This window comes from Mycobacterium venezuelense (assembly GCF_054919535.1).
The window spans coordinates 51,694-74,530 of record NZ_JBONDW010000026.1; the positions used below are offsets into that span (position 1 = coordinate 51,694).

The 22,837-nt window shown below is 67.0% G+C and carries 20 protein-coding genes; 15 read left to right on the forward strand and 5 right to left on the reverse strand.

Annotated elements, in window-relative coordinates; all coding sequences use genetic code 11:
- The first annotated feature begins 10 nt into the window (after nucleotides 1-10).
- Entirely contained in the window at nucleotides 11-2,110 is a 2,100-nt protein-coding gene (locus ACRCUN_RS30500) for an alkyl/aryl-sulfatase (RefSeq protein ID WP_462145352.1), read from the forward strand.
- Nucleotides 2,111-2,213: 103 nt separating this feature from the next.
- Here ACRCUN_RS30500 and ACRCUN_RS30505 read toward each other — a convergent pair whose 3' ends face one another.
- Nucleotides 2,214-2,741, reverse strand: coding sequence for a fasciclin domain-containing protein (locus ACRCUN_RS30505; protein WP_462145377.1), 528 nt, complete (start codon nucleotides 2,739-2,741; stop codon nucleotides 2,214-2,216).
- A gap of 248 nt (nucleotides 2,742-2,989) precedes the next feature.
- On the opposite strand from ACRCUN_RS30505, the gene ACRCUN_RS30510 reads away from it, so the two are divergent.
- The gene (locus tag ACRCUN_RS30510) at nucleotides 2,990-4,723 is read left to right on the forward strand and encodes a cytochrome c biogenesis protein DipZ (protein WP_462145353.1); all 1,734 of its coding nucleotides are present in this window, start codon (nucleotides 2,990-2,992) and stop codon (nucleotides 4,721-4,723) included.
- A gap of 4 nt (nucleotides 4,724-4,727) precedes the next feature.
- Here the strand turns inward: ACRCUN_RS30510 and ACRCUN_RS30515 are convergent, their stop codons facing one another.
- Nucleotides 4,728-5,429 (reverse strand): TetR/AcrR family transcriptional regulator, encoded by a 702-nt coding sequence (locus tag ACRCUN_RS30515; protein WP_462145354.1) that lies wholly within the window; start codon nucleotides 5,427-5,429, stop codon nucleotides 4,728-4,730.
- 55 nt (nucleotides 5,430-5,484) lie between these two features.
- On the opposite strand from ACRCUN_RS30515, the gene ACRCUN_RS30520 reads away from it, so the two are divergent.
- From ACRCUN_RS30520 to ACRCUN_RS30535, 4 genes are read left to right on the forward strand one after another with little or no spacing between them, the layout of a single operon-like run.
- Nucleotides 5,485-6,165: a DUF2306 domain-containing protein gene (locus ACRCUN_RS30520; protein WP_462145355.1), complete on the forward strand. Its 681-nt coding sequence runs from the start codon at nucleotides 5,485-5,487 to the stop codon at nucleotides 6,163-6,165.
- Between the two features lie 57 nt (nucleotides 6,166-6,222).
- Nucleotides 6,223-8,586 (forward strand): arylsulfatase, encoded by a 2,364-nt coding sequence (locus tag ACRCUN_RS30525; protein ID WP_462145356.1) that lies wholly within the window; start codon nucleotides 6,223-6,225, stop codon nucleotides 8,584-8,586.
- Nucleotides 8,586-9,269, forward strand: coding sequence for a hypothetical protein (locus ACRCUN_RS30530; protein ID WP_462145357.1), 684 nt, complete (start codon nucleotides 8,586-8,588; stop codon nucleotides 9,267-9,269). Before ACRCUN_RS30525 ends, ACRCUN_RS30530 begins: the two co-directional genes overlap by 1 nt.
- 4 nt (nucleotides 9,270-9,273) lie before the next feature.
- Entirely contained in the window at nucleotides 9,274-10,155 is an 882-nt protein-coding gene (locus ACRCUN_RS30535) for a formylglycine-generating enzyme family protein (protein WP_462145358.1), read from the forward strand.
- On the opposite strand, the gene ACRCUN_RS30540 is transcribed toward ACRCUN_RS30535, so the two are convergent.
- Both ACRCUN_RS30540 and ACRCUN_RS30545 read right to left on the reverse strand, forming a co-directional pair.
- On the reverse strand, nucleotides 10,087-10,815 hold the full coding sequence (locus tag ACRCUN_RS30540) for a YoaK family protein (protein WP_462145359.1): 729 nt from the start codon (nucleotides 10,813-10,815) through the stop codon (nucleotides 10,087-10,089). The genes ACRCUN_RS30535 and ACRCUN_RS30540 overlap by 69 nt on opposite strands.
- A gap of 3 nt (nucleotides 10,816-10,818) precedes the next feature.
- Nucleotides 10,819-12,396, reverse strand: a complete 1,578-nt coding sequence (locus tag ACRCUN_RS30545) for a hypothetical protein (protein ID WP_462145360.1) — start codon at nucleotides 12,394-12,396, stop codon at nucleotides 10,819-10,821.
- A gap of 367 nt (nucleotides 12,397-12,763) precedes the next feature.
- Between ACRCUN_RS30545 and ACRCUN_RS30550 the strand changes: the two genes are divergently transcribed.
- Complete coding sequence (locus tag ACRCUN_RS30550; protein WP_462145361.1) at nucleotides 12,764-14,140, forward strand: MFS transporter; 1,377 nt, start codon at nucleotides 12,764-12,766, stop codon at nucleotides 14,138-14,140.
- Here ACRCUN_RS30550 and ACRCUN_RS30555 read toward each other — a convergent pair whose 3' ends face one another.
- Nucleotides 14,141-15,808: a PucR family transcriptional regulator gene (locus ACRCUN_RS30555; RefSeq protein ID WP_462145362.1), complete on the reverse strand. Its 1,668-nt coding sequence runs from the start codon at nucleotides 15,806-15,808 to the stop codon at nucleotides 14,141-14,143. It lies immediately after the preceding gene.
- 187 nt (nucleotides 15,809-15,995) lie between these two features.
- Between ACRCUN_RS30555 and ACRCUN_RS30560 the strand changes: the two genes are divergently transcribed.
- The 8 genes from ACRCUN_RS30560 to ACRCUN_RS30595 all read left to right on the forward strand — a co-directional run bounded on the left by ACRCUN_RS30560 (nucleotide 15,996) and on the right by ACRCUN_RS30595 (nucleotide 22,774).
- A complete protein-coding gene (locus ACRCUN_RS30560) occupies nucleotides 15,996-16,448 on the forward strand; it encodes a GlcG/HbpS family heme-binding protein (protein ID WP_085146535.1) in 453 nt (150 codons plus the stop codon).
- Nucleotides 16,449-16,567: 119 nt separating this feature from the next.
- A complete protein-coding gene (locus tag ACRCUN_RS30565) occupies nucleotides 16,568-17,287 on the forward strand; it encodes an iron-containing redox enzyme family protein (protein ID WP_067842216.1) in 720 nt (239 codons plus the stop codon).
- Nucleotides 17,288-17,321: 34 nt separating this feature from the next.
- Nucleotides 17,322-17,699, forward strand: a complete 378-nt coding sequence (locus ACRCUN_RS30570) for a Rieske (2Fe-2S) protein (protein WP_462145363.1) — start codon at nucleotides 17,322-17,324, stop codon at nucleotides 17,697-17,699.
- Entirely contained in the window at nucleotides 17,696-18,925 is a 1,230-nt protein-coding gene (locus ACRCUN_RS30575; protein ID WP_462145364.1) for an NAD(P)/FAD-dependent oxidoreductase, read from the forward strand. Before ACRCUN_RS30570 ends, ACRCUN_RS30575 begins: the two co-directional genes overlap by 4 nt.
- A complete protein-coding gene (locus ACRCUN_RS30580; protein WP_462145365.1) occupies nucleotides 18,922-20,388 on the forward strand; it encodes an aldehyde dehydrogenase family protein in 1,467 nt (488 codons plus the stop codon). The genes ACRCUN_RS30575 and ACRCUN_RS30580 overlap by 4 nt, the downstream gene beginning before the upstream one ends.
- Before the next feature lie 14 nt (nucleotides 20,389-20,402).
- Entirely contained in the window at nucleotides 20,403-20,756 is a 354-nt protein-coding gene (locus ACRCUN_RS30585) for a Rieske (2Fe-2S) protein (RefSeq protein ID WP_462145366.1), read from the forward strand.
- Nucleotides 20,757-20,805: 49 nt separating this feature from the next.
- Nucleotides 20,806-22,356, forward strand: a complete 1,551-nt coding sequence (locus ACRCUN_RS30590) for a gamma-glutamyltransferase family protein (RefSeq protein WP_462145378.1) — start codon at nucleotides 20,806-20,808, stop codon at nucleotides 22,354-22,356.
- Nucleotides 22,346-22,774, forward strand: coding sequence for a RidA family protein (locus ACRCUN_RS30595; RefSeq protein ID WP_462145367.1), 429 nt, complete (start codon nucleotides 22,346-22,348; stop codon nucleotides 22,772-22,774). Before ACRCUN_RS30590 ends, ACRCUN_RS30595 begins: the two co-directional genes overlap by 11 nt.
- Nucleotides 22,775-22,837 lie beyond the last annotated feature (63 nt).

Consider the following 22,837-nt stretch of genomic DNA (forward strand, 5'->3'; position numbering starts at 1 on the left):
CTCCGCTTGTATGGAACCTGTCTCAGATACGAATCGAAATCAGGTCATCGACGCGGGCCGGGAACACGGGCTGCTACCCAGACGAAAAGCACTGAGCAGCTTGGCCGTTCTCGGTGTGGGCACCGCGGTGGTATCGAGTGCGCTGGCTGCGTGTGACAGCAACGGCGCCGATGACGGAGGTGCCGATGGCGGCGGCGCGTTGACGACCGACAACAAGCCCAAGGCTGCAACTGAGGCGACGAAAGCAGCGAACCAGAAGGTGCTCGACACCCTGCCGTTCAACGACAAAGCTGATTTCGACGATGCGAAGCGCGATCTGATTGCCCGCCCAGACACCTTGACGATCAAGAACGCCAATGGTGACGTGGTCTGGGATCTGGAGGAATACAAGAAGTACATCGCCGACGACAAGCCCGCCCCCGAGACCGTCAACCCGAGTCTGTGGCGCAACGCGCAGCTCTGCATGCAGTACGGCCTGTTCAAGGTGGCCGACCGGATCTACCAGGTGCGCGGCTACGACCTGTCCAACGTCACTTTCGTCCAGGGCGACACCGGCTGGATCGTGATCGACACGGCGATCTCGCCCGAAACAGCCAAGGCCGCACTCGATCTGGCCAACCAGCATCTCGGCAACCGGCCCGTTCTAGCGGTGGTTCACAGTCATTCGCACGTCGACCATTACGGCGGTGTGCGCGGCATCGTGTCACAGCAGGACGTCGACTCCGGCAGGGTCAAGGTCTTTGCGCCGCAGGCGTTCGTCGAGGACGCGGTGAGCGAGAACGTGATCGCAGGCAATGCGATGGGCCGTCGGGCGGTGTACATGTACGGGGCACTGCTGCCGCGCAATGCGCAGGGCGGGGTGAACGGTGGCCTGGGAATGACGGTTTCGACGGGACAACCGACGTTGATCATTCCGACCGACATCATCAGCACCACAGGCACAAAGGTCACCGTCGACGGCGTCGACATGGAATTCCAGATGACGCCGGGCACCGAGGCGCCGACCGAGATGAACACGTTCTTCCCGCAGTTCAAGGCCATGTGGATGGCGGAGAACACCACCAACACCATGCACAACCTGCTGACACTCCGCGGGGCGCAGGTACGTGACGCGCTGAAATGGTCGAGTTTCCTCGACGAGACCATTCGCCTGTACGGGCCGAACACCGAGGTGAAGTTCCAGAGCCACCACTGGCCGATGTGGGGCAACGCCAAGATCATCGACTACTGGAAGCGTCAGCGTGACATGTACAAGTACATGCACGACCAGTCGGTCCGGCTGATGAACCAGGGGCTTGTCGGCTCGGAGATCGCCGAGGAGATCCAGCTGCCGCCCGAGCTCAACAACTTCTGGCCCGATCGCGGCTATTACGGCACGCTCAAACACAACTCTCGTGCGGTCTATCAGCGCTACATGGGCTGGTATGACGGCAATCCGTCCGATCTCGACGATCTGCCGCCTGCCGAGGCGGCCAAGAAGTACGTCGAATACATGGGCGGTGAGGAAGCCGTTCTGGAGAAGGCCAAGAACGACTTCGACAACGGCAACTACCGCTGGACGGCGATGGTGCTCAAGCAGGTCGTCTTCGCCAACCCGGACAGCGTGCACGGCAAGAATCTGTTGGCCGACAGCTACGAGCAGCTCGGCTATCAGGCCGAGTCCGGGCCGTGGCGCTCGGTGTATCTCCAGGGCGCTTACGAACTCCGCAACGGCGTCCCGACAGCGGGCGGCACGGACACCGCAAGCCCCGACACCATCAAGGCGATGCCGCCCGAGATGTTGTTCGATTATCTCGGGGTACGGCTCAACGGGCCGAACGCCGCGGGCAAGAACATCACGCTCAACGTCGACTTCACCGATCTCAACAAGGAATTCGGCCTCACGGTCGAGAACGCGGTCCTGCACTACGCGCCCACACCGGTGCCCAACGCCAACGCGACGATCAGGCTCGACAAGGCCACGCTCGACGATATTCAGCTCGGTAACACCACGATCGACGACGCCATCTCGGCCAACAAGGTCACGATCGACGGCAACCGGGATTCCTTCAACGAGTTCATGGGTCTGCTCGACACGCCGCCGTTCTGGTTCAACATCGTGACGCCCTGACGGCCGCGAGCTTACCGGCCGATCAGAGGTGACCGTCGAGTTCTGCACCAGGGCTGTGTATTTCGAGAAACCACAGCCCTGGTGCAGAAATCGTGGCGGCTGCCTATGCCGGCGGCATCAGCACGGTGTCGATCAGGTACACGGTCGCGTTGGCGGTGCGCACACCACCGCACACCACACCCGCGTCGTTGACCTTGAGCGCATCACCCGAGCCGGTGACGTTCACGGTCGCACCCTGCACGGTCGGATGGGTGCCGACCACCTTCGCCGGGCTGGCCTGGCCGGGTACGACGTGATAGGTCAGGATCTTCGACAATGTGGCGGAATCGGTCTTGAGCGATTCGATCGTCGCCGGATCGATCTTCGCGAATGCGTCGTCGGTCGGCGCGAATACCGTGAACTCACCGCCGTTGAGGGTGTCGACCAGGTTCACGTTGGGGTTGAGTTTGCCCGAAACAGCCGAGGTCAGGGTCGTGAGCAGCGGGTTGTTCGACGCCGCGACGGTCACCGGGTCCTGGGCCATGCCGGTCACCGAACCCGGTCCCGACGGCACCTGTTCGGCGTAGCCTGCGCACCCGGGTCCGACGAGGTCGGCAGCCGGGTCGACCGGGGCGGCCGGCTCGTTCGACATCGGCGCGACCGCACTCGAGCTCGACTCCACCTGTGGCGCCGAGCTGGCGGTCTCACTCGACGAGCATGCTGACAGGCCCAGCGCGGTTGCCGCGGCGAGCCCGGCCAGCACACCAGCGGATTTCTGAATATTTCGCATTTCCACTCCCTGTGTTGGCGACAGCGGTTGCCGTCGTCTACCGGGTATTCGGAGTGGTCTGCGTCATGGATGGGTGCAATCCGTGAGCGGAACGGTTCCGAATACGGAGCATGTACACATTGGTGCTCATCGGATTCCTCGGCGGCCTCATCACCGGCATATCACCATGCATTCTGCCCGTGCTGCCGGTCATCTTCTTCTCGGGCGCGCAAAGTGCCCGTGTCTCCGGCGATGACGGTACGACCATCGTCGAAGCGAAACCGTCACTCGCGCAGACCTTGCGCCCGTACTTCGTGATCGCCGGACTGGTGGTCAGTTTCAGCGCGGTGACGCTCGTGGGCTCGGCGGCGCTGCAGCTGCTGAACCTGCCGCAGGACGCGATCCGGTGGGCCGGGCTGATCGCCTTGTTGCTGATCGGCATCGGGCTGATCTTTCCGCGCGTCGAGCAGCTGCTGGAGAAGCCGTTCTCCCGCCTCCCGCAGAAGCAATTCGGCAGCGGGCGCAGCGGTTTCGGACTCGGCCTCGCGTTAGGGGTGCTGTATGTGCCGTGCGCGGGACCGGTGCTCGCCGCGATCGTGGTCGCGGGTGCGACGGGCTCGATAGGGCTGAACACGGTGGCTCTGACGCTGTCGTTCGCGGTTGGCGCCGCGCTGCCGTTGCTCGTGTTCGCACTCGCAGGCCGGCGGGTCGCGGAGCGGGTCAACGCGTTTCGGCGGCGCCAACGCCAGATCAGGGTCGCCGGAGGCGTCGTGATGATCGTGTTCGCGATCGCGCTCGCGATCAATCTGCCCGCGACGCTGCAGCGCGCGATCCCGGATTACACCACGGCACTACAGGACAAGGTCGCCTCGACGACCGAACTGCAGGACCAGCTCAACCTCGGCGGCATCGTCAACGACCAGAACGCGCAGTTGTCCAACTGCACCAACGGCGCCGAACAACTCGAAAGTTGCGGCCCCGCGCCCGAGATCACCGGCATCAACGGCTGGCTCAACACGCCCGGCGGGGCGCCGGTGGACATGAAGGCGCTGCGCGGCAAGGTGGTACTCGTCGACTTCTGGGCCTACTCGTGCATCAATTGCCAACGCGCCGTGCCACATATCGTCGACTGGTACGACAAGTACCGGGATCTCGGATTCACCGTGATCGGCGTGCACACTCCGGAGTACGCGTTCGAACGCGTGCGGACCAACGTCGAGAGCGGCGCGGCCGACCTGGGCATCACCTACCCGGTGGCGCTCGACAACGCCTACTCGACGTGGACGAACTACCGCAACCGGTACTGGCCGGCCAAGTACCTGATCGACGCGAACGGCACCGTGCGCCACATCAAGTTCGGTGAAGGCGACTATGCGACGACCGAGCGCTTGATCCGCGAATTGCTGGTCGACGCCAATCCGGACGTCGAGCTTCCGGATCCCACTGACGCAGTCGACACGACACCGGAATCCGACCGCACGCCGGAGACATACCTGGGGGTCGGCAAGGAGATCAATTACGCCGGCGGCGGCATCTATGACGAGGGTGAGGCCACCTTCGCCTATCCGCCGAGCTTGCCCGAGGATTCGTTCGCGCTGCGTGGCCCGTGGCAACTGGACTATCAGGGCGCAACAGCGGGTGCCGACACGTCGAGCATCGAGCTGAACTTCTACGCCAAGGACGTCTATCTCGTGGTGGGCGGTAGCGGCACGGTGACCGTGATCCGCGATGGCGAGACGACGACCGTGCCGGTAAGCGGCCCACCCACGTTGCGGCAGATCGTGGCGGAAGACAAAGTGCAGCGTGGCGAGCTCGAGGTACGGCTGAGCCAAGGGCTACAGGCTTTTTCGTTCACCTACGGGTAGCGCGTCAGGTGACCCGCGACGCGATGCCGTCGAGAAGCTGGGTCAGGCCGGACTGGAAATCGGCCACGTGGTCGTCATCCTCGCCGAACACGCCGGCCGCCACCGCGGCGGACAGCGCTGGAAAGCGCTCGGCATCGAGCAGTGTGCTGACGACGAACGGGAAGAGTCCGGTGTCGGTCTGACCGGCCTCGATGTCGATCGCCGCGGCACCGCGCGCGTAATGCAGCACCGCCATGATCGCGGCGAGTTTGTCCCGCTCCGACAATCCGGTTGAGGCAAGCGCGGCCAGGCCGGCATCCAGCCACGCCAGCTGCCCGGGGTCGACCGGCGGGCCCATCGAAGCCGCTTGGAGGATCCAGGGGTGGCGGTGGTACACATCCCACAGGCCGACGGCCCAATTCTGCAGCGCGCCACGCCAATCCGTATCGCCGGTGGACTGCGGCGGCGGTCCGGGACCGGCCGACAGCATGAACATCACAAGCTCGTCCTTGCTGGCCACGTGCCGGTAGAGCGACATGGTCCCGCAGCCGAGCCGTTCGGCCAGCCGGGCCATGGACAGCGCACCGAGCCCGTTGGCGTCGGCCAACTCGATCGCAGCCGCGACGATCGCCTCGCGCGTGAGCCCGCGTGCGCGCCGCGGTGGTGCGGTGTCCTGGCGCCACAGCTCGCGCAGCGCGCGGGGGAGTCGGTCGTCGGGTGAGGTCATCGGTGCTCAGCGTAAACCAGTGACAACTCCAAGCGTATCTCGTACGCTTTTGCGTATGGCATACGCATCACGTCGTCAGACCGGCCTGGCGGTCGCATTGGCCGTCATCGTCACGGCGTTCTTGTCCTACTCGATACCGCCGTATCTGACGGGCGGCAGTCGCGTGCCCGCGACATTCGGTTGGCACTATCCACTGCTGGTCGCACACGTTCTGTTGGCGAGCGTGGCCATGGTGTGTGCGGTGGCGCAGATCTGGCCCGGGCTGCGCCTGCGTCATCCGGGGCTGCACCGGCGGACGGGGCGCGTGTATGTCTACACGGCGATTCCTGCGGCGGTGTGTGCCATGGTGATCGGCGCCGCGACGCCGTTCGGGCCGGTGCTCGCCGTAAGCAACGTGGCCCTCGGTGCGCTGTGGTTGTGGTTCACCGTCGACGGGTTCATCGCCGGGCGGCAACGCCGTTTCGGCGTGCACCGACGCCAGATGCTTCGCAGTGTGACGCTCGCGCTGTCCATCATCACCAACCGCGTCTGGACGCCCGTCCTGTATCTGGCGTTTCAACCGTTGCGTGACAGCGTTTTTGACGGCAACGAGGAGCACTATCTGTGGGCGGTCGCCGGTTTGGGCGCATGGCTGGGTTGGACCGTACCGTTTGTGCTCCTGCAACGGTGGCTGAACCGGCGGCCTGCGGTTTCGTCGTCGTCAGTTTCTCCGGCGACAAGCCGAGAGCCGGTGTAGTCTCCCGGGCGAATCGCCCAAATCGGCGGCGGTTCACGACCGGGATGGGGTTTCGTCATGGCTGCTGGAACCGACGGGGCGTTCAACGGCAAGATCGAACTGGACATCAGGAATTCCGAACCGGATTGGGGTCCGTACGCCGCTCCCACCGCTGCGGAGAACGCACCGAACGTGCTCTACCTGGTGTGGGACGACACCGGCATCGCGACCTGGGACTGTTTCGGCGGACTGGTGGAGATGCCCGCGATGAGCCGTATCGCCGAGCGGGGCGTCCGGTTGACGCAATTCCACACCACCGCGCTCTGCTCGCCGACGCGCGCGGCCCTGCTGACCGGCCGCAACGCGACGACCGTGGGTATGGCCACCATCGAGGAGTTCACGGACGGATTTCCCAACTGCAACGGGCGAATTCCGTTCGACACCGCGCTGTTGTCAGAAGTGCTCGCCGAAAACGGGTACAACACCTACTGCGTGGGCAAGTGGCATCTCACGCCGCTGGAAGAGTCCAATCTCGCCTCGACCAAACGGCATTGGCCGCTGAGCCGGGGATTCGAACGGTTCTACGGGTTCATGGGCGGCGAGACCGACCAGTGGTATCCGGACCTGGTCTACGACAACCACCCGGTCGATCCGCCCGCGACACCCGAGGATGGCTATCACCTGTCGAAAGATCTGGCCGACAAGACAATCGAGTTCATCCGCGACGCCAAGGTCATCGCCCCGGACAAGCCGTGGTTCACCTATCTGTGCCCTGGCGCCGGGCATGCGCCGCACCATGTGTTCAAGGATTGGGCTGACCGATACGCGGGCCGTTTCGACATGGGCTACGAGCGCTACCGCGAGATCGTGCTCGAAAATCAGAAGCGGCTGGGCATCGTGCCGCCCGACACCGAACTGTCGCCGGTCAACCCGTACGCAGACACCACCGGGCCAAACGGGGAGCCCTGGCCGGCGCAGGACACCGTGCGGCCGTGGGATTCACTGTCCGACGACGAGAAGCGGCTGTTCTGCCGGATGGCCGAGGTGTTCGCCGGATTCATGTCCTATACCGACGCTCAGATCGGCCGCGTCCTGGACTTCCTCGAGGAGTCCGGTGAGCTCGACAACACCGTCATCGTCGTGATCTCCGACAACGGCGCCAGCGGGGAGGGCGGCCCGAACGGCTCGGTCAACGAAACGAAGTTCTTCAACGGCTACATCGACACCGCCGAGGAGGGGTTGAAGTTCTTCGATCGGCTCGGCGGTCCGCAGACCTACAACCACTATCCGATCGGCTGGGCGATGGCTTTCAACACGCCTTACAAGCTGTTCAAACGATACGCCTCTCACGAGGGCGGTATCGCCGACCCGGCAATCATCTGCTGGCCCAACGGGATTGCCGCGCACGGAGAAGTCCGCGACAACTACATCAACGTCTGTGACATCACCCCGACGGTGTACGACCTACTCGGGATCACCCCGCCTGCGACCGTGCGAGGTATTCCGCAGAAGCCCCTCGACGGGGTGAGTTTTAAAGTGTCCCTTGCCGAGCCGAACGCGCCCACCGGCAAAGAGACCCAGTTCTACACCATGCTGGGGACTCGGGGGATCTGGCACAAAGGATGGTTCGCCAACACCGTGCACGCCGCCACCCCGTCGGGCTGGTCGCACTTCGAGGCCGACCGCTGGGAGCTGTTCCACATCGAATCCGACCGAAGCCAGTGCCACGATCTCGCCGGTGAGCAGCCGGACCGGCTCGAAGAGCTCAAGGAGCTGTGGTTCAGCGAGGCCGCCAAGTACAACGGGCTGCCACTGGCCGACCTCAACATCCTGGAGACCATCGGGCGGTGGCGACCCTACCTGGTCGGTGAACGGACCAGCTACACCTATTACCCGCATACGGCCGAGGTCGGCCTCGGCGCGGCCGCCGAGCTACGCGGGCAGTCGTTCACGGTGATCGCCGAGGTCACGCTGGAATCCGCCGACACCGAGGGCGTGCTGTTCAAACAGGGCGGGGCGCACGGCGGTCACGTGCTGTTCGTCGCCGACGGGTATCTGCACTACGTCTACAACTTCCTAGGCGAGCGCGAGCAGCTGCTCTCCTCACCCGATCCGATCCCCTTGGGGCAGCACATCTTGGGGGTCAGCTACCGGCGCGCCGGGACCGTGCCGAACAGCCATACCCCACTCGGTGACACCACCCTGTTCATCGACGACGCGGCAGTGGCCGAACTGCCCGGCATGCAGACCCACCCCGGCATGTTCGCGCTTGCCGGTGGCGGTATCTGCATCGGCCGCAACACCGGGTCGGCGGTGTCGCGCAGCTACCGGGCACCGTTCCCGTTCACCGGGGGGAGCATCGCCAAGGTCACCGTCGACCTGTCGGGCAAGCCGTACGAGAACGTGAAAGCCGATCTGGCGCTGGCCTTCTCGAAGGACTGATGAGACGCGCGCGAGTGGCGATCTGCCTCCTGGTGTGCCTGGCGGGCGGCGCGGCATGTGTTCGAACGAGCGACGGTGTGCCGGTCGCGGCCGAGTCCTCCACGATGGCGACCGCGTCGCCGCCCGAGACCTACACGCCGCCGCCGAGCAATCCGGCTCCCGGCATCGTCGAATCCAGCCGCGCGCCACTGCCGTCGAACGTCGTGACCTGCTCGCCACGGGAGCAGCCCGCCGTCGCGATCACCGCAGAAGTGGCCGACCCCCACGCACCCAAGATCACGGTGCCGATCCCAGACGGCTGGACGCCCGAACTGGGATCGGGTGACGTGGGTGCGCGGTTGTCCGGTCCGGATGGCATGTCGGCGACCGTGCGCATCAGCCAGACGGCGCTCGACCCAGTTGCCGCGTTCGGCGACTACGCCGACCGGATCATCGCGCAGGCCACCGTGAGCAGCGTCAGCATGTTGCCGGCAGTCCTGTGCGGTTACAGCGGACAGAAGCTCACGGGCATCTGGTCGAACAACCCCGATGACGCCGTCGAGTTCACCGATCGCCTCGTCCACATCTGGACCAACGACCAGAACTACCTGGTCGCCGTCGCCGTCCGGGCACCGACCGCAACCGCGGGTTTCGACGGGGCAGCGGCTGCGCTGATCGCCGACTTCGGCGTCCGCATACCCTGAACGCATGTTGACGGAGCTGGTCGAAGTTCCCGGCGGGGCGTTCCGGATGGGTTCGACGAGCTTCTATCCCGAGGAAGCGCCGATCCACACCGCGACGGTCGCGGACTTCGCGATCGAGAAACATCCCGTCACCAATGCCCAGTTCGCCGAGTTCGTCGACGCCACCGGCTACCAGACGGTGGCCGAGCGTCCGCTCGACCCGGCGCTGTATCCGGGAGTGGCCGACGAGGACCTGCAACCGGGTTCGCTCGTGTTCCGGCCCACCCAGGGGCCCGTCGACCTGCGGGACTGGCGGCAGTGGTGGGACTGGGCGCCGGGCGCGAGTTGGCGTCAGCCGTTCGGCCCCGAGCGCGACGCCTGCCGCCCGGACCATCCCGTGGTCCAGGTGGCCTATCCCGACGCGGTGGCATACGCGGCATGGGCCGGCCGCCGCCTGCCCACCGAGACCGAATGGGAGTACGCCGCGCGCGGGGGAGTCGACGGTGTCTACGCCTGGGGCGACGAGGTCACCCCGGGTGGCCGGCTGATGGCCAACACGTGGCAGGGCCGGTTCCCGTACCGCAACGACGGTGCGCTGGGCTGGGCAGGCACCTCTCCGGTCGGAACGTTCCCGCCGAATGCCTTGGGGCTGTTCGACATGATCGGCAACGTGTGGGAGTGGACGACGACCCGGTTCGCGCCCCACCACCGGCCCGATGCGGCAGAGTCGGGGTGCTGCCCGCCGGCGAGTGGCGATCCCAGCGTGAACCAGGTGCTCAAGGGTGGTTCGCACCTGTGTGCCCCGGAATACTGTCACCGCTACCGGCCGGCGGCGCGGTCACCCCAATCGCAGGACAGCTCGACGACTCACATCGGGTTCCGGTGCGTGGCTGACGCGCTCGTGTAGGCGCAGGTGCCCGGCGACGACCACCAGAAGCGTCAGCGCCGTCGCCAGGGCGAGGGGCACCGCCATGTGCAGTCGCAGCAGCACCGCGCCGGCCACCGCGCCGAGGAAGATGGCGACGATCGCGGCGATCCGGCGGTTGAAAACCGCGGCGCGTCCGCCGCCGGCCCAGGTCTCCCCGGCCAGGCTCGTCAACGTCGAGGTCACGACGACCGTGGTCATGTCCTTGACGGCCAGCGCGCGGGCCACCATGGCCTGCACACCCATCACGGTGGCGATCGCGGTGGCGATGACAACTTGCCCGGTGGCGTCGGGATCGTCACCGCCGAACGCGACGATGATCGTGAGTCCGAGAAGGACCGCCCCGCCGACCGTGAGTAGCAGCGTGATTCGGCTGTCCCAACCGGATGCCGGGCGTCGGCGCACGGTCAGGCCCGCCACCAACGCCCCAGCGGTGAAACCGGCCAACGCGATAGCCGGCCCGAGCACCGGCAGGTCGTCGGCACCTGCCACACCCATGCCGAGGATCACGATGTTGCCCGTCATGTTGCCGGTGAACACCCGATCCAATCCGAGATAGCCGACCGCGTCGACGATTCCGGTGACGAACGTGAGGGCGAGCGTTGTGACGAGTGCGAGACGATTCCGGTCCAGGTGCCCCATGTCTCAGAAGACGGCGATCGCGAACACGGTGGCCAGGATCAGCCCACTCATCACCGGCAGGAAACACTTGCGCGCCAGGCTGAGAACGGGCACCCGCGCGAAACCCGCCACTGCGACGAGCGACGACCATGCGACGAGCGTTCCGCCGCCCGACCAGATGTTGCCCATCTGGCCGATCGCGGCCAGGGTCGCCGGATCCATGTCCACGACCGGTGCGAGCGCGCCGGACAGGGAACCGGTCAGCGGCAGCCCGCTGAAGCCTGATCCCTCAAGGCCCGCGATGAGGCCGACGAGCAGCACGGCGAACGCGGTCACAACCGGATTCGGCGACACGAGCGACTGTGCGGCGGTGATGAGGTCGAACAGGAACGCCGGACCCTTTGCGTCCGCGGGCATTCCGAGAATCGCCGCCGAGAAGTCGCCGTTCCCGATGAAGAAGAAGCCCGCGATCGGCAGCACGATTCCCATGGCTTTGAACGCGAACACGAGGCCGTCGACCACGTGCTGAGATGAGGTTTCCAGGAAGTTGCGCTTGTCGTTGGTCGCCGATGCCGCGAACAGGAGCAGCGCCGCGAGCCCGCCGACGATGGCTGCCGCGTCCCCGCCCTTGAGCGGCGGCACCGCGGTGGTGAACTTGCCCAACAGCAGGTAGACGATGAACGCGAAGTAGACCAGCGGGACGAGAACCGCAAAGAGCTTCGCCGACAACATCTTCGGCTCGGGTTCGGCTGGCTGTACCGGATCGGACATGACGACCGTGGCGGTGGCCGTGGCGGTCGTACCGTCGGTGGAGACGGGACCGGTCACCGGCGGTGGGGGAGCCGGTGTCGTCTTGCGGGCCGCGCCGCCTCCGCCCAACGACGTGTCCGGGGTGTCAGCGTCGCCGTCGCGGGACCGCTCCGCCTCGTTCTCCCACTCGCGCAACAACTCCGGGGACGGCGTACGCCACGTGCGGCGCTGCATGAAATACGTGATGGCGAGTGCGGTGAGGCCGACGATCAGCGACAGCACCATGGCCTTGTCGGCGACCGCATCGGGGTCCACGCCCGCGGCTTTCGCCGAGATGCCCGGCGCGACTTTGATGATGTAGTCCGACGACAGCGCCATGCCCTGGCCGGAGATCGCGATGACCATGCCCACCGACAACGGGGACAGGCCGGCGCGGATGGCGACCGGTATGAGGACCGCGCCCACCAGCGGAACCGCCGGTGTCGGCCAGAAGAACAGTGAGATCACGTACGTGACAACGGCGAGCACGATGAAGCTGCTGGTGCCCGCGCGCATGACCCGTCGGAACGGCGTGACCATCATGCGGTCGGCGCCCATCTCTCGCAGTGCCCCCAGCATCGCGGTCACGATCGCGATGATCAGGAAGATGTTGAACAGTTCCTTCGCCGCGGTCAGGCTCGCGTTGAAGATCGACGACAGGCCGGTGATGAGGCTGCCCGAGAATGCCCATGCGGTCAGCAGGGTTGCGGTGACGGCGGGCACGACGATGTTCTTGCGGATCGCCATAGTGATCAATATGACGACGATGCCGGCCAGATAGATCCAGTGCGCCGCGGTGAGTTGGATGTCCAATTCGGGACCTCTCGTTGAACTGCTGGGGGCTGTGCAGTCTGATGCTGGAATGTTCGGCGTGGTCACGAGCTGGGTCAACGACAACAGTGCACATTGGCGACCGCCTCACCATGTGCAGTGTGTTCGAAACTTGTCGACCGCATATCGTGCGGTTTCGACCAGGTAACGGTTGACTTCGACTTCTCCGGCGACCGTCCGCAACGGTGCCGCGGAGCGGCGCCGATGTGCAGGTTGACCATCTGGCACGCTGGGGGCCTGTGCACTATCGCCCGGTGGGATCGCCCAACGGCGGCCGCGGCAGTGAGACAGTGCATGGGACGGGGGATACGCCCCAAATTCATTGGCTACGAGGATGGTTGCGCGCAGCATGACCGACATCCGCTCCACCACACAGCCTGGCCCGCGGTCGGATGGCCAGGACAGCGGCACGCCGCTGGGGCTGGCAGCGCTGCTGGCGGGGACAGTGGTGGGCACCGTGAGCAACAACGTCGTGAACGTGCCGCTCGACGCGATCATCGACGAGTTCGACGCTCCACTGGGCAACGGGGTGTTCGTGGTGGTGGGCTTCCTGGTCTGCTTCGCCGCGACGATACCGCTGGCCGGTTGGTTCGGCGACCGATTCGGCCGCAGGCGGGTCTATTGCGCGGCCCTGCTGGCGACCGCGGTCTGTGCCGTCGGCGCCGCCACGGCACCGTCGCTGCCGCTGTTGATCGCCTGGCGTTCGGCGGGCGGGATCGCCGCGGCCGCGTTCGCGCCTGCCGTCATGGGCCTCATCGCATGGATGTTCTCGGGCGAACGCCGAGGCCGCGCGATGGGGGCATGGGCGTCGGCGAACGGTATCGGCCAGGCGGTCGGCCCCAGCCTAGGTGGACTGGTGGCCGACACCTGGGGTTGGCGCTGGGTCTTCGTCCCGCTCGTGCCGGTCGCCCTGGCCGGCTTCGCCGGAACACTGCGCTACGTACCGCGCTATCGGGGCGTCAAGATGTCCTTCGACGTGGCCGGGGCGGCCGCGTTGACGATCGGTTCGGCGTTGCTGATGCTCGCGCTCGCGGTGGCGTCGCGGCCCGACGTCAACGGCTGGCTGATCGCGGGCACCGCGGTTGCCGCGCTCGCCGCGCTGGCCTGGTTCGGCTGGCACTGCAGGCGCGCCGAGAGTCCGTTCGTCGACGTCCGGCTCATCAGCGAGTCGCGGTTCGTCCGCAGCTGCCTGGCGGCGTTTGCCCAGATGTTCTGTCTCGGCGCGACACTGCTCGCGGTACCGCTCTATCTCGTCGGCAACTCGGTGTCGATATCGGCCGCGGGATTCGTCCTGTTCACGGTTCCCGCCGCGATGGCGGTCCTCGGCCCGGCGGTCGGGCGATGGCAGGACCGGCTCGGGCCGAGGCGGGTTCTGCGAACCGGCCTGGTGCTGTTGCTGGGCGTGCAGGTCGGGATGGCGGTGATCGTGGCGCAGGATCGGCTCGTCCTGCCCGCCTTGATCGCGGTGTTGGTGACCGGCGGGATCGGCACCGCGTTGGTGCAGACCCCGGCGGCCACCGGTGCGACCCGCTCGCCCGCCGGTGCGCAGGGCACCGGGCTTGGCCTGTTCAACCTCGTGCGGTTCGGCGGTTCGGCGTGCGGTGCGGCGTGGGTCGCGGTCGCGCTCGACGTGGCGGGCTACCCCGCGGTGTTCGCCGCGTGCGCGGTGATCGTGGCCCTCGGGCTGGCCGGATCGTTCTTCGGTCCCGACCCGCAGCCGGTGTGATCAGCGGAAGCTGGCTTCCCGGTCGATCGCCGAGTGCACCTCGTCGAGGAGGTCGAGCCGGATCGCCAGCCACACCGTGAACTGGTTTTCCGGGACGCGGATCTCCATGCCGAGCAGCCGCGAGATGCGGTCCAGCTTGGCCAGCATGGTGTTGCGATGCACGTTGAGCACCCGCGCGGTCGCGTTCACGTTGCCGCCCTCGGCCAGGTAGGCGCTGAGCGTCTCCAACAGATCGGGCCCGGACCGTAACGGCCCCAACATGTCTCGGACCAGCTGGCGGCTCTGCTCGGTCTCGGCCACTTGCGCGAGTACGGTGAAGCCGCGCAGTTCCTGATACGACGTGGCGCCGGTGCGATGCAGGCGGCGCGCGATGCCGAGCGCGACGCGGGCCTCGCGATAGCTCTCCCTGACCTCACTCGCGCCGCGCGCCGGCCTTCCGTATGCCACCGGGGCGCGCAGGCCGCGCCGCCGCTCCAACTCGAGTGACATGGCCTGCGCGTACTCGTCCATCTCCGCGCGCATGGCCGGGCCGTCCTGGCTGCGCAGCGTGCGGACCACGACGAGCACGTCGCCGATGACCGTGACGTAGGCATGCACGGCCGGGTGCGGTGCGACACCGGCGGCATACCGGGCCAGACGGACCATGCTCGCGGTCGGGTTGTCGACCCGGCGGGGCAGCACCCCGGGCGCCACGAACACCCCGAACCGGGCGTCGAGTTCGATGTCGTGGTGCTCGGCCCGCGCGCGCATGTCGTGTTCGCTGGAGAAGCTGCCGTGCACGAGGGCCTGGACGAAGTCGCCCCTGGCCCGTTCCTCGGCCTCGTCGACGCTGCGTTGACGCAACATCTCCGAGCCGATGATCGCCGTGGCCTGCTCGGTCAGCACCGCGTACCTGGCCAGATCATGGCTGCCGGGGTGGGGGTCGGGTACGAGGATCACCACCCAGCCCTCGAACGATTTACCCAGCCGGATCGCACTCGCGACACACGTCCAGGTGCTGTCGTGAAGGCCGGTGATCGGCTGTATGCGGGTGTCGTGGCCGTCTGAGCGCCGCTCTGCGGCAGGAACCTCGACGGCGAGCATGTTGTTCACCGAATCGGCCAGCGGGGCAAGGGTTTCCGGCGTCAGCCCGGTATGTGCGACGACATGTCCACGGGCGTCGAGCGCGACCGCGGGGTTGCGCGCCAGGTTGGAGACTTCCCGGACCAGGATCTGCAGGCCGGCGCCGCGGTGGAACAGTCCGGCCAGCGACGCGTGCACGTGCGTCGAGTACCGCATGACATGGACTTCCTGGCTGAGTGCGCGTTCGGCGAGGAGGCGGTTGAGGGCGGCGAAACCGACCGGTATTCCGAGTTCGACGACGACCAGACCGGTGGGCAGCCTGCCCAGGTCGGGCGGTACGACACCGTCGACGAGCAGCGTGGTCGCGCCGCGGGCGGTCAGTGCCGACAGTGCGGCACCGTTTGCCACCAACGACTCCGGGCGCGCGTAGACCGCCACCGCGTCGAGCGGGTCATGTTGTGACAGCACCTCGTTGAGCGGCAGCACCCAGTTCAGTTCCCGGTCGAGTCGGTCGGTGCCTGCGACCACCCGGGCGCCGGACATGAGGGACTCGTCCAACAGACCCTGCACAGTCATGCGTCCGCTGCCGGTCGGTGGTTCTGTCATGTCAAACCCCGTGCTCTTTGTGTGCGTTGTGTATCGATTACCGGACATGTCGGCACAGGCACCATGTGCAACTTAACCGTCATTGGCAGTTGATTCAGGTCATATTAACCATCCCATCGGGTGCGTGCTCGTTGATAGACATGCCAGCGTCAGCCGACACCGACTGCCGCGAGAGAGCGAAAGACCAATGCATCGAATTCACCGCATCACCCTCGACGACGCGTTGCCACTGCTGGCGGCGGGTCGCGCCAAGGCCGAGGAAATCGGCGTCAAGCAAACTCTGTGCATCTGCGACGACGGCGGCAACGTCCTTGCGCTGCACCGGTTACCGGGAGCCCGACTGACCGGCGTGGACATCGCGATCGCCAAGGCGTTCACCGCCGCAGGCCATGAGCGCGCCACGCACCTGTTCAACGAACCGCCCAACGGCCCGGCGCTGCCCGGCAACGAGGCGTTCGGCATCAGCCACATGCTGCCCGGCAAGTTCGCGATCTTCGTCGGCGGGTTTCCGCTGGTGTTCGACGGTCAGATCGTGGGCGGGGTGGGGATCAGCGGCGGCAACGGCGAACAGGACAAGGCCGTTGGCGCGGCGATCCTGGCGGAGTTCGATGCGCTGACCGCGTCGGTCGCCCGCGCTTGAGCCGGTGTGCACGTTGACCCGGCAATGGCCTCATCGCCGGTGATTGTGACCATCGCCGGTACCCGGCGCTCTAGCTAATGTCCCTGGTACCCAAGTGTTTTCACCGAAAGGATTGATCGATGACCCAGCTGCTCGGGCGCGACGAGTTTCGCGCTGAACTCGAGAACGCCATCAAGGGCCGCGAGGCGAAGAACGCGTCGTTCTCCAAGGCGTGGGCAGAAGGCAAGCTGAGCAAGCAGCACTTCGCCCGGTGGGCCGAGAACCACTACCACTATGTCGGACCGTTTGCCGACTACCTGGCCAACATCTACTCCAACACCCCCGACCAGTTCACCGGCGCAAAGGATTTCACGCTCCAGAACATGTACGAGGAGGAGCTGGCCGACATCCGCCACACCGACCTGCTGATCAAGTTCGGTGAGGCCTGCGGCACCACCCGTGAGCGGATCGAAGACCCGTCGAACATGAACGCCATCACGCGCGGGCTGCAGGCATGGTGCTACGCGGTGTCGCAGCGCGAGCACTTCGTGGTGGCGACCGCGGCCCTGGTGGTCGGTCTGGAATCACAGGTGCCAAGCATCTACACCAAGCAGATCGTGCCGCTGCGCGAGGTGTACGGATTCACCGAGGATGAGATCGAGTTCTTCGATCTGCACATCACATCCGATGTCGTGCACGGCGAACGCGGTTACCAGATCGTGCTCGACCACGCCGATACACCGCAGCTGCAGCAGCGTTGCCTGCAACTGGTGCGCTGGGGCGCCGAGATGCGCTTCTCCTACACCAAGGGTCTCTACGACTACTACGTAGCACCGGATCTCGAATCGGCGTCCGTCTGATCTGACCCCGCCGCCTCGGCAGAAAGGTTGAGCTGTGACCACGGATTGGATTGCGGTGGCGAGTACCAAGGAACTCGCCCGTCGCCGCAAACTGCGCGTCACGCTGGACGGTTCGGACGGCTCAGCCGGCCTGGCCATCGCGCTGTTCGAGGCGGCGGGACAGGTGTATGCGTTCGCCGACAGCTGCATTCACCAGGACCGCTCCCTGGCGAAGGGAACGCTGTTGCACGGCAAGGTGATCTGCCCCGGCCACCAGTGGCAGTTCGACCTGGAGACCGGATATGAGGAGAGCCAGGACCGTTGTCAACCCACCTATCCGGTCCGGGTCGAGGACGGCACCGTCTACGTCAACCCCACGGCGCGGATGAGCGCGGTGGCCACCGGGTCCGACGGAAAGGAAGCACAGCCATGACCAGCCGGACATTCGTCACCGTCGGCGCGGGCCAGACCGCCGCGGTGGCCGCCCGTACGCTGCGAAGGCGCGGATTCGACGGACGCATCGTGCTCGTCGGCGACGAGCCGTACGCGCCATACCAGCGTCCGCCGTTGTCGAAGGAGTTCCTTGCCGGCACAGACACATTCGATTCGCTGGAGATCCTGCCCGAAACGTGGCGGGCCGACAACGACGTCGAGATCGTCGCGGGCGTCGAGGTGACCCGCGTCGACCCGAGCACCCGCAGTGTCGAACTCGCCGGCCGTGCGCCCATCGAGGCGGATGCGGTGCTGTTCGCGACCGGTGGGCGGCCCCGGGCGCTACCGGTGCCCGGTCCGCGACCTGAGCTCGTGCACTACCTGCGCACGGTCGATGACGCCATGCGGCTGCAGACCTCACTGACGGCGGGCAGGCGGCTGGCGATCATCGGGGCCGGCTTCATCGGGCTGGAAATCGCGGCGACCGCAAAGAGACTCGGTGTCGATGTCACCGTCCTGGAGGCCGCGCCGGTGCCGCTGGCCGGCATTGTCGGGGAACGCATCGGCGCCGAAGTCGCCCGCATCCACCGCGGCCACGGTATCGATCTCCGTACCGGCGTCGGCATCGACGCTCTGTGCACCACAGCCGACGGGGTCGTCGTCACCTGCGGGGGAGGGCACACGGTCGAGGCCGATGCGGTGGTGATCGGCATCGGCATCACGCCCAACACGGCGGTGGCATCGGCGTCGGGACTGGTGGTCGACGACGGCATCGTCGTCGACGAACAGGGCCGCAGCTCGATTCCCGGTATCTACGCGGCAGGCGATGTGGCACGGCGCTACTCGACGCGTGCGGGTTGCCACGTCCGCCACGACCACTTCGACAATGCCAACAGACAAGGCGCTGCCGTGGCCAACGCCATGCTGGGCCGCGACGCCGTCAACGACGATGCACCGTGGTGCTGGTCCGACCAGTACGACCACAACATCCAATTCCTCGGTGCGGCAACCTCGGAGGTGATCATCCGCGGCGACATGGACGCACTCGACTTCACGGCCTTCTACGTCGATGACGACGCCCTGCGCGGGGTGTTCACGGTCGACCGGGGCGAGGACGTGATGGTGGGGCGCGAGCTGCTCGGCCGCCGCGTCGAACGCGCGCAACTCGAAGACGACGACACCGACCTGTGGGATCTGGTGGATACCGAGGAGGCAGTGACTCAATGACGGCGCACGCGAGGAGCAGCAACGTCACTGACGGCGCCAACTTCATCGACGGGCAGTGGGTTCCGGCGGTCTCCGGCCGGACCTTCCAGCGGCACAATCCCGCCGACCCCGACGAGCTCATCGGGACCTTCCCGGCCTCGGATGCGGCCGACGTCCGCGCCGCGGTGGACGCGCTGGAGAAAGCGGCGCCCGAGTGGGCCGCGACACCGCCGGAGCGACGTGCCGCGATACTGGAAGCCGCTGCCGCACAACTGGAATCGCGAGCCGACACGCTGATCGCCGAACTGGTGGCCGAAGAGGGCAAGACCACGGCCGAGGCCACCATGGAGGTCAGCCGGACACCCGCGAACCTGCGCTTCTACGCAGGCGAGGCGACGCGGACCACCGGGGCCACCTATCCAGCCGCGGGCGACAACCTCGTCTACACGTTGCGCGAACCGGTCGGCATCGTCGCCGCGATCACGCCGTGGAACTTCCCGTTCAACATCCCGTCGCGCAAGATCGGGCCGGCGTTGGCCGCCGGTAACCCGGTGCTGTACAAGCCATCCGAGGTCACGCCGCTGATGGGTCAGCGTCTCGTCGAGGCGCTGCTGGACGCCGGGCTGCCGCCGGGCGCGATCGCCCTTGTGCAGGGCGACGGAACCGCGGGCGCGGCGGTCGTGGCCGATCCGCGGGTCGCGGCCGTGACGTTCACCGGCTCGACCGGGGTGGGCCGGGCGATCCACCAGCAGGTAGGGCCGGAGCGGCGCGTGCAGTTGGAGATGGGCGGCAAGAACCCGGTGGTGGTGGCAGCGGACGCCGACCTGGACGGTGCCGCCGCGCTGATCGTCAAGGGTGCGTTCGGGCTGAGTGGACAAGCCTGTACCGGCACCAGCCGCGTCGTCGCGGTGGATGAGGTCCACGATGCGCTGCTGGAGCGGGTGATCGCGAAAACCGAGGCGCTGCAGGTCGGTCCGGGCGACCAGGCGGGTGTGAACATGGGTCCGCTGGCCAGTGCCGACCAGCTCGACAAGTTCTTGCACTATGTGCAGGCCGGCGTCGCCGAGGGCGCGACGCTGCGCTGCGGCGGCACGACGGTCGGCGAGCGCGGCTTCTTCGTCCGGCCCACGGTGTTCTCCGATGCGCTGCCCACCATGCGCATCGTCGCCGAGGAAGTGTTCGGACCCCTGGTTGCGTTCCAGCGAGCGGCCACCCTCGACGAAGCGGTCGTGCTGGCCAATGCGACCGAGTACGGGTTGAGCGCATCGATCGTCACGTCCGACCTCGCCACCGCGACCCGCTTCGCGCGACAGTCGCGGACCGGGCTGGTCAAGATCAACCAGCCGACGACGGGTATGGCGATGAACGCACCGTTCGGCGGATACAAATCTTCGAGCACCCAGACCTACAAAGAACAAGCGGGCGCCACGCTCATGGAGTTCTACACGCTCGAGAAAACCGTCTACCTCAACCCCGCCGTTTAACCACAGGAGCTGCAATGGAATTCACGCGAGTCGCCCGGTCGGGCCAGGTGCCCGAAGGCATCGTTCGGCGGTTCTTCGCGGGCGATCACGAGTTCGCGGTGGCTCGCCTCAACGGCAAGGCCTACGCGACCTCCAATTACTGCACGCATCTCGACTGCATGCTGTCGTCGGGAAAACTCGTCGACGACGGCATCGGATGTTCGTGCCACGGCAGCGCGTTCGACCTGGAGACCGGCGAACCGATCTGCCCGCCCGCGACGGTCGCCATCAAGACCTACCCCGTGCAGGAACGCGACGGCGAGATCTTCGTCGGCGTCGAGCCAGGGGAGATGCCCGTGGGGCCGCGGCGCCGACGCAAGGGAGCGTGATCGCAACGTGACGACACCGCAGCGGCCGTCCGCCCTATCCGTGGGCGGCATGGTCAGCTCGAGTCATCCCGCCGCGAGTTTCGCAGGCGCCCGGGTGTTGTCGGCCGGCGGCAACGCGATCGACGCGACCCTGGCGATGGCGGCCATCACGTGGCTCACGCTGCCCGGGCAGTGCGGAATCGGCGGCGACGCCTTCGCGGTGGTGCGCGAACCCGACGGCCGGGTCTGGACGATCGGCGGTTCGGGTTTCGGCCCCGACGGCGCCACCACGCAGTTCTACCGGGACCGCGGGATGGCGGCCATCCCGTTGGACGGCGCACTCGGGGTGACCGTGCCTGGCGCACCTGCCGCGCTTGCGGCCATGCACGCGCACGGCGCGACCGTCGCGCTCAGCGAACTATGGGAGCCGGCGGCCCGGCTCGCCGACACCGGGCCACCGTGCTCGGCGAAGACCGCCGCGGACGTGGACGAGGCGCTCGCGGCGATCCGTACCGACAGCGGGCTGGCTGCGGTGTACGCGCCGACCGGTGAGCCGGTGCGCATCGGAGACCGGCTCGGCCAACCGGATCTGGCGCGCACCATCCGCAGGCTCGCGCGCGACCCCGGCGACTTCTACACCGGTGAGTTCGCGCAGCGTGCCCTTGAGACGCTGACCGCGGCGGGCGCCCCGTTCAGTGGTGACGAATGGGCGGCCGGGGCGATGGCGGTGCCCGAGCCCGCGATCACCGGCAGTTACGCAGGCGCCACCATCCACCAGACGCCGTTGCCGACGCCCGGCTGGATGGTGCTGCACCAGGCCGCGTTGTGCGACGGTGCCGTCGGATTCGCCCCATGGCTGAGTGCCGAAGCCGTCGACCGCATGGCCCGCGCGGCGCGAGTCGCGTTCGAGGACCGTTTCGCGCTGTGCGGCAGTGACACGTCCGGGCCGCGAGATGTGTTGGAAGCCGGCCGGGTCGAGAGGCAACGTCGAGAGTTGGCCGGTGAGCGCGAGCTGGCGTTCCAGGTGGACGGCGGCGACACGACCTGCACGGTCGCCGTCGACTCCGAAGGCCGCGCGGTCACGTTCATCCACTCGCTGGGGTACACGTTCGGCGCCAAGCTGAGTGTGCCGGGCACCGGCGTGGTGCTCAACAACCGGTTGGGCCGTGGCGCATACCTGATCCCTGGCCACCCGAATGAGCTTGCGCCGCGGCGCAAACCCCTGCACACGCTCAATGCGTGGATCGCCACCGACGACGGCGGTGAGTTGCTCGCGCTCGGCAGCATCCCTGGCGGCGACGGCCAGGTGCAGTGGAACATGCAGCTGATCTCCCATGTGTTCGACCACGGCCTCGACCCCGCCGCGGCCGTGTCCGCGCCGCGGTTCACGGTGTTTCCCGGCTCCGACGCCGACGTCGTCGGCCACCCCGCCGAACTGCGGGTCGAGGCCCGCATCCCCGACGAAACGCGAAGCCGGCTGGAACAACTCGGTCACCGCGTCGTCGTCCAGCCGTCCTACGGTGCAGGCGGCAGCGCGCAGGTGATCTGCCGCGACGAACGCGGAGTTCTCAGCGGCGCCGCCGATCCCCGGCAGGAAGGCGTGGCGATCGGTGTCGACTGACCGGGTTGGCGTGCCCGCACCGCAGGGCGACTATGTGCCTGCCGTGCGCTACGACGGCGTGGTCTACACCGCAGGCATGACGCCACGGCGGGACGGGAGGCTGATCCTGTCGGGCGTGGTCGGCGCGACGGTGACGGCCGAACAAGCCCGCGCCGCAGCCGGGGTTGCGGCCGACAACGCGCTGTCCGCGGTGCGTTCGCAGGCCGCGCCCGATGTGCGTATCCGCTGTCTGCGGATGACGGTGTACATCGCGTGCGCGCCGACGTTTCACGACCTCTCGGCGGTGGCGGACGGCGCATCCGCGGCGATCCGGGACGCGCTCGGCGAGGCTGCACTGCCCGCCCGCGCGGCCATCGGCGTGCAATCCTTGCCGTCCGGTGCCCCGGTCGAAATCGACCTGATCGCAGCGATCGATTGACACGTGGACAGGGCAAATTGCACAGTGCGGCCCGGTGTGAGGTGTGCAGGTTCACATGGTCGC

Bases quoted from the DNA above. Each gene is read 5' to 3' on its own strand.
- ACRCUN_RS30580 (WP_462145365.1), top strand. From the start codon at position 18,922: ATGACGGCGCACGCGAGGAGCAGCAACGTCACTGACGGCGCCAACTTC.
- ACRCUN_RS30565 (WP_067842216.1), top strand. From the start codon at position 16,568: ATGACCCAGCTGCTCGGGCGCGACGAGTTTCGCGCTGAACTCGAGAAC.
- ACRCUN_RS30590 (WP_462145378.1), top strand. From the start codon at position 20,806: ATGGTCAGCTCGAGTCATCCCGCCGCGAGTTTCGCAGGCGCCCGGGTG.
- ACRCUN_RS30505 (WP_462145377.1), bottom strand. From the start codon at position 2,741: ATGTCGAACGAGCCGGCCGCCCCGGTCGACCCGGCTGCCGACCTCGTC.
- ACRCUN_RS30585 (WP_462145366.1), top strand. From the start codon at position 20,403: ATGGAATTCACGCGAGTCGCCCGGTCGGGCCAGGTGCCCGAAGGCATC.
- ACRCUN_RS30510 (WP_462145353.1), top strand. From the start codon at position 2,990: ATGTACACATTGGTGCTCATCGGATTCCTCGGCGGCCTCATCACCGGC.
- ACRCUN_RS30525 (WP_462145356.1), top strand. From the start codon at position 6,223: ATGGCTGCTGGAACCGACGGGGCGTTCAACGGCAAGATCGAACTGGAC.
- ACRCUN_RS30550 (WP_462145361.1), top strand. From the start codon at position 12,764: ATGACCGACATCCGCTCCACCACACAGCCTGGCCCGCGGTCGGATGGC.
- ACRCUN_RS30535 (WP_462145358.1), top strand. From the start codon at position 9,274: ATGTTGACGGAGCTGGTCGAAGTTCCCGGCGGGGCGTTCCGGATGGGT.
- ACRCUN_RS30515 (WP_462145354.1), bottom strand. From the start codon at position 5,429: ATGACCTCACCCGACGACCGACTCCCCCGCGCGCTGCGCGAGCTGTGG.
- ACRCUN_RS30530 (WP_462145357.1), top strand. From the start codon at position 8,586: ATGAGACGCGCGCGAGTGGCGATCTGCCTCCTGGTGTGCCTGGCGGGC.
- ACRCUN_RS30500 (WP_462145352.1), top strand. From the start codon at position 11: ATGGAACCTGTCTCAGATACGAATCGAAATCAGGTCATCGACGCGGGC.
- ACRCUN_RS30555 (WP_462145362.1), bottom strand. From the start codon at position 15,808: ATGACAGAACCACCGACCGGCAGCGGACGCATGACTGTGCAGGGTCTG.
- ACRCUN_RS30540 (WP_462145359.1), bottom strand. From the start codon at position 10,815: ATGGGGCACCTGGACCGGAATCGTCTCGCACTCGTCACAACGCTCGCC.
- ACRCUN_RS30520 (WP_462145355.1), top strand. From the start codon at position 5,485: ATGGCATACGCATCACGTCGTCAGACCGGCCTGGCGGTCGCATTGGCC.
- ACRCUN_RS30560 (WP_085146535.1), top strand. From the start codon at position 15,996: ATGCATCGAATTCACCGCATCACCCTCGACGACGCGTTGCCACTGCTG.
- ACRCUN_RS30575 (WP_462145364.1), top strand. From the start codon at position 17,696: ATGACCAGCCGGACATTCGTCACCGTCGGCGCGGGCCAGACCGCCGCG.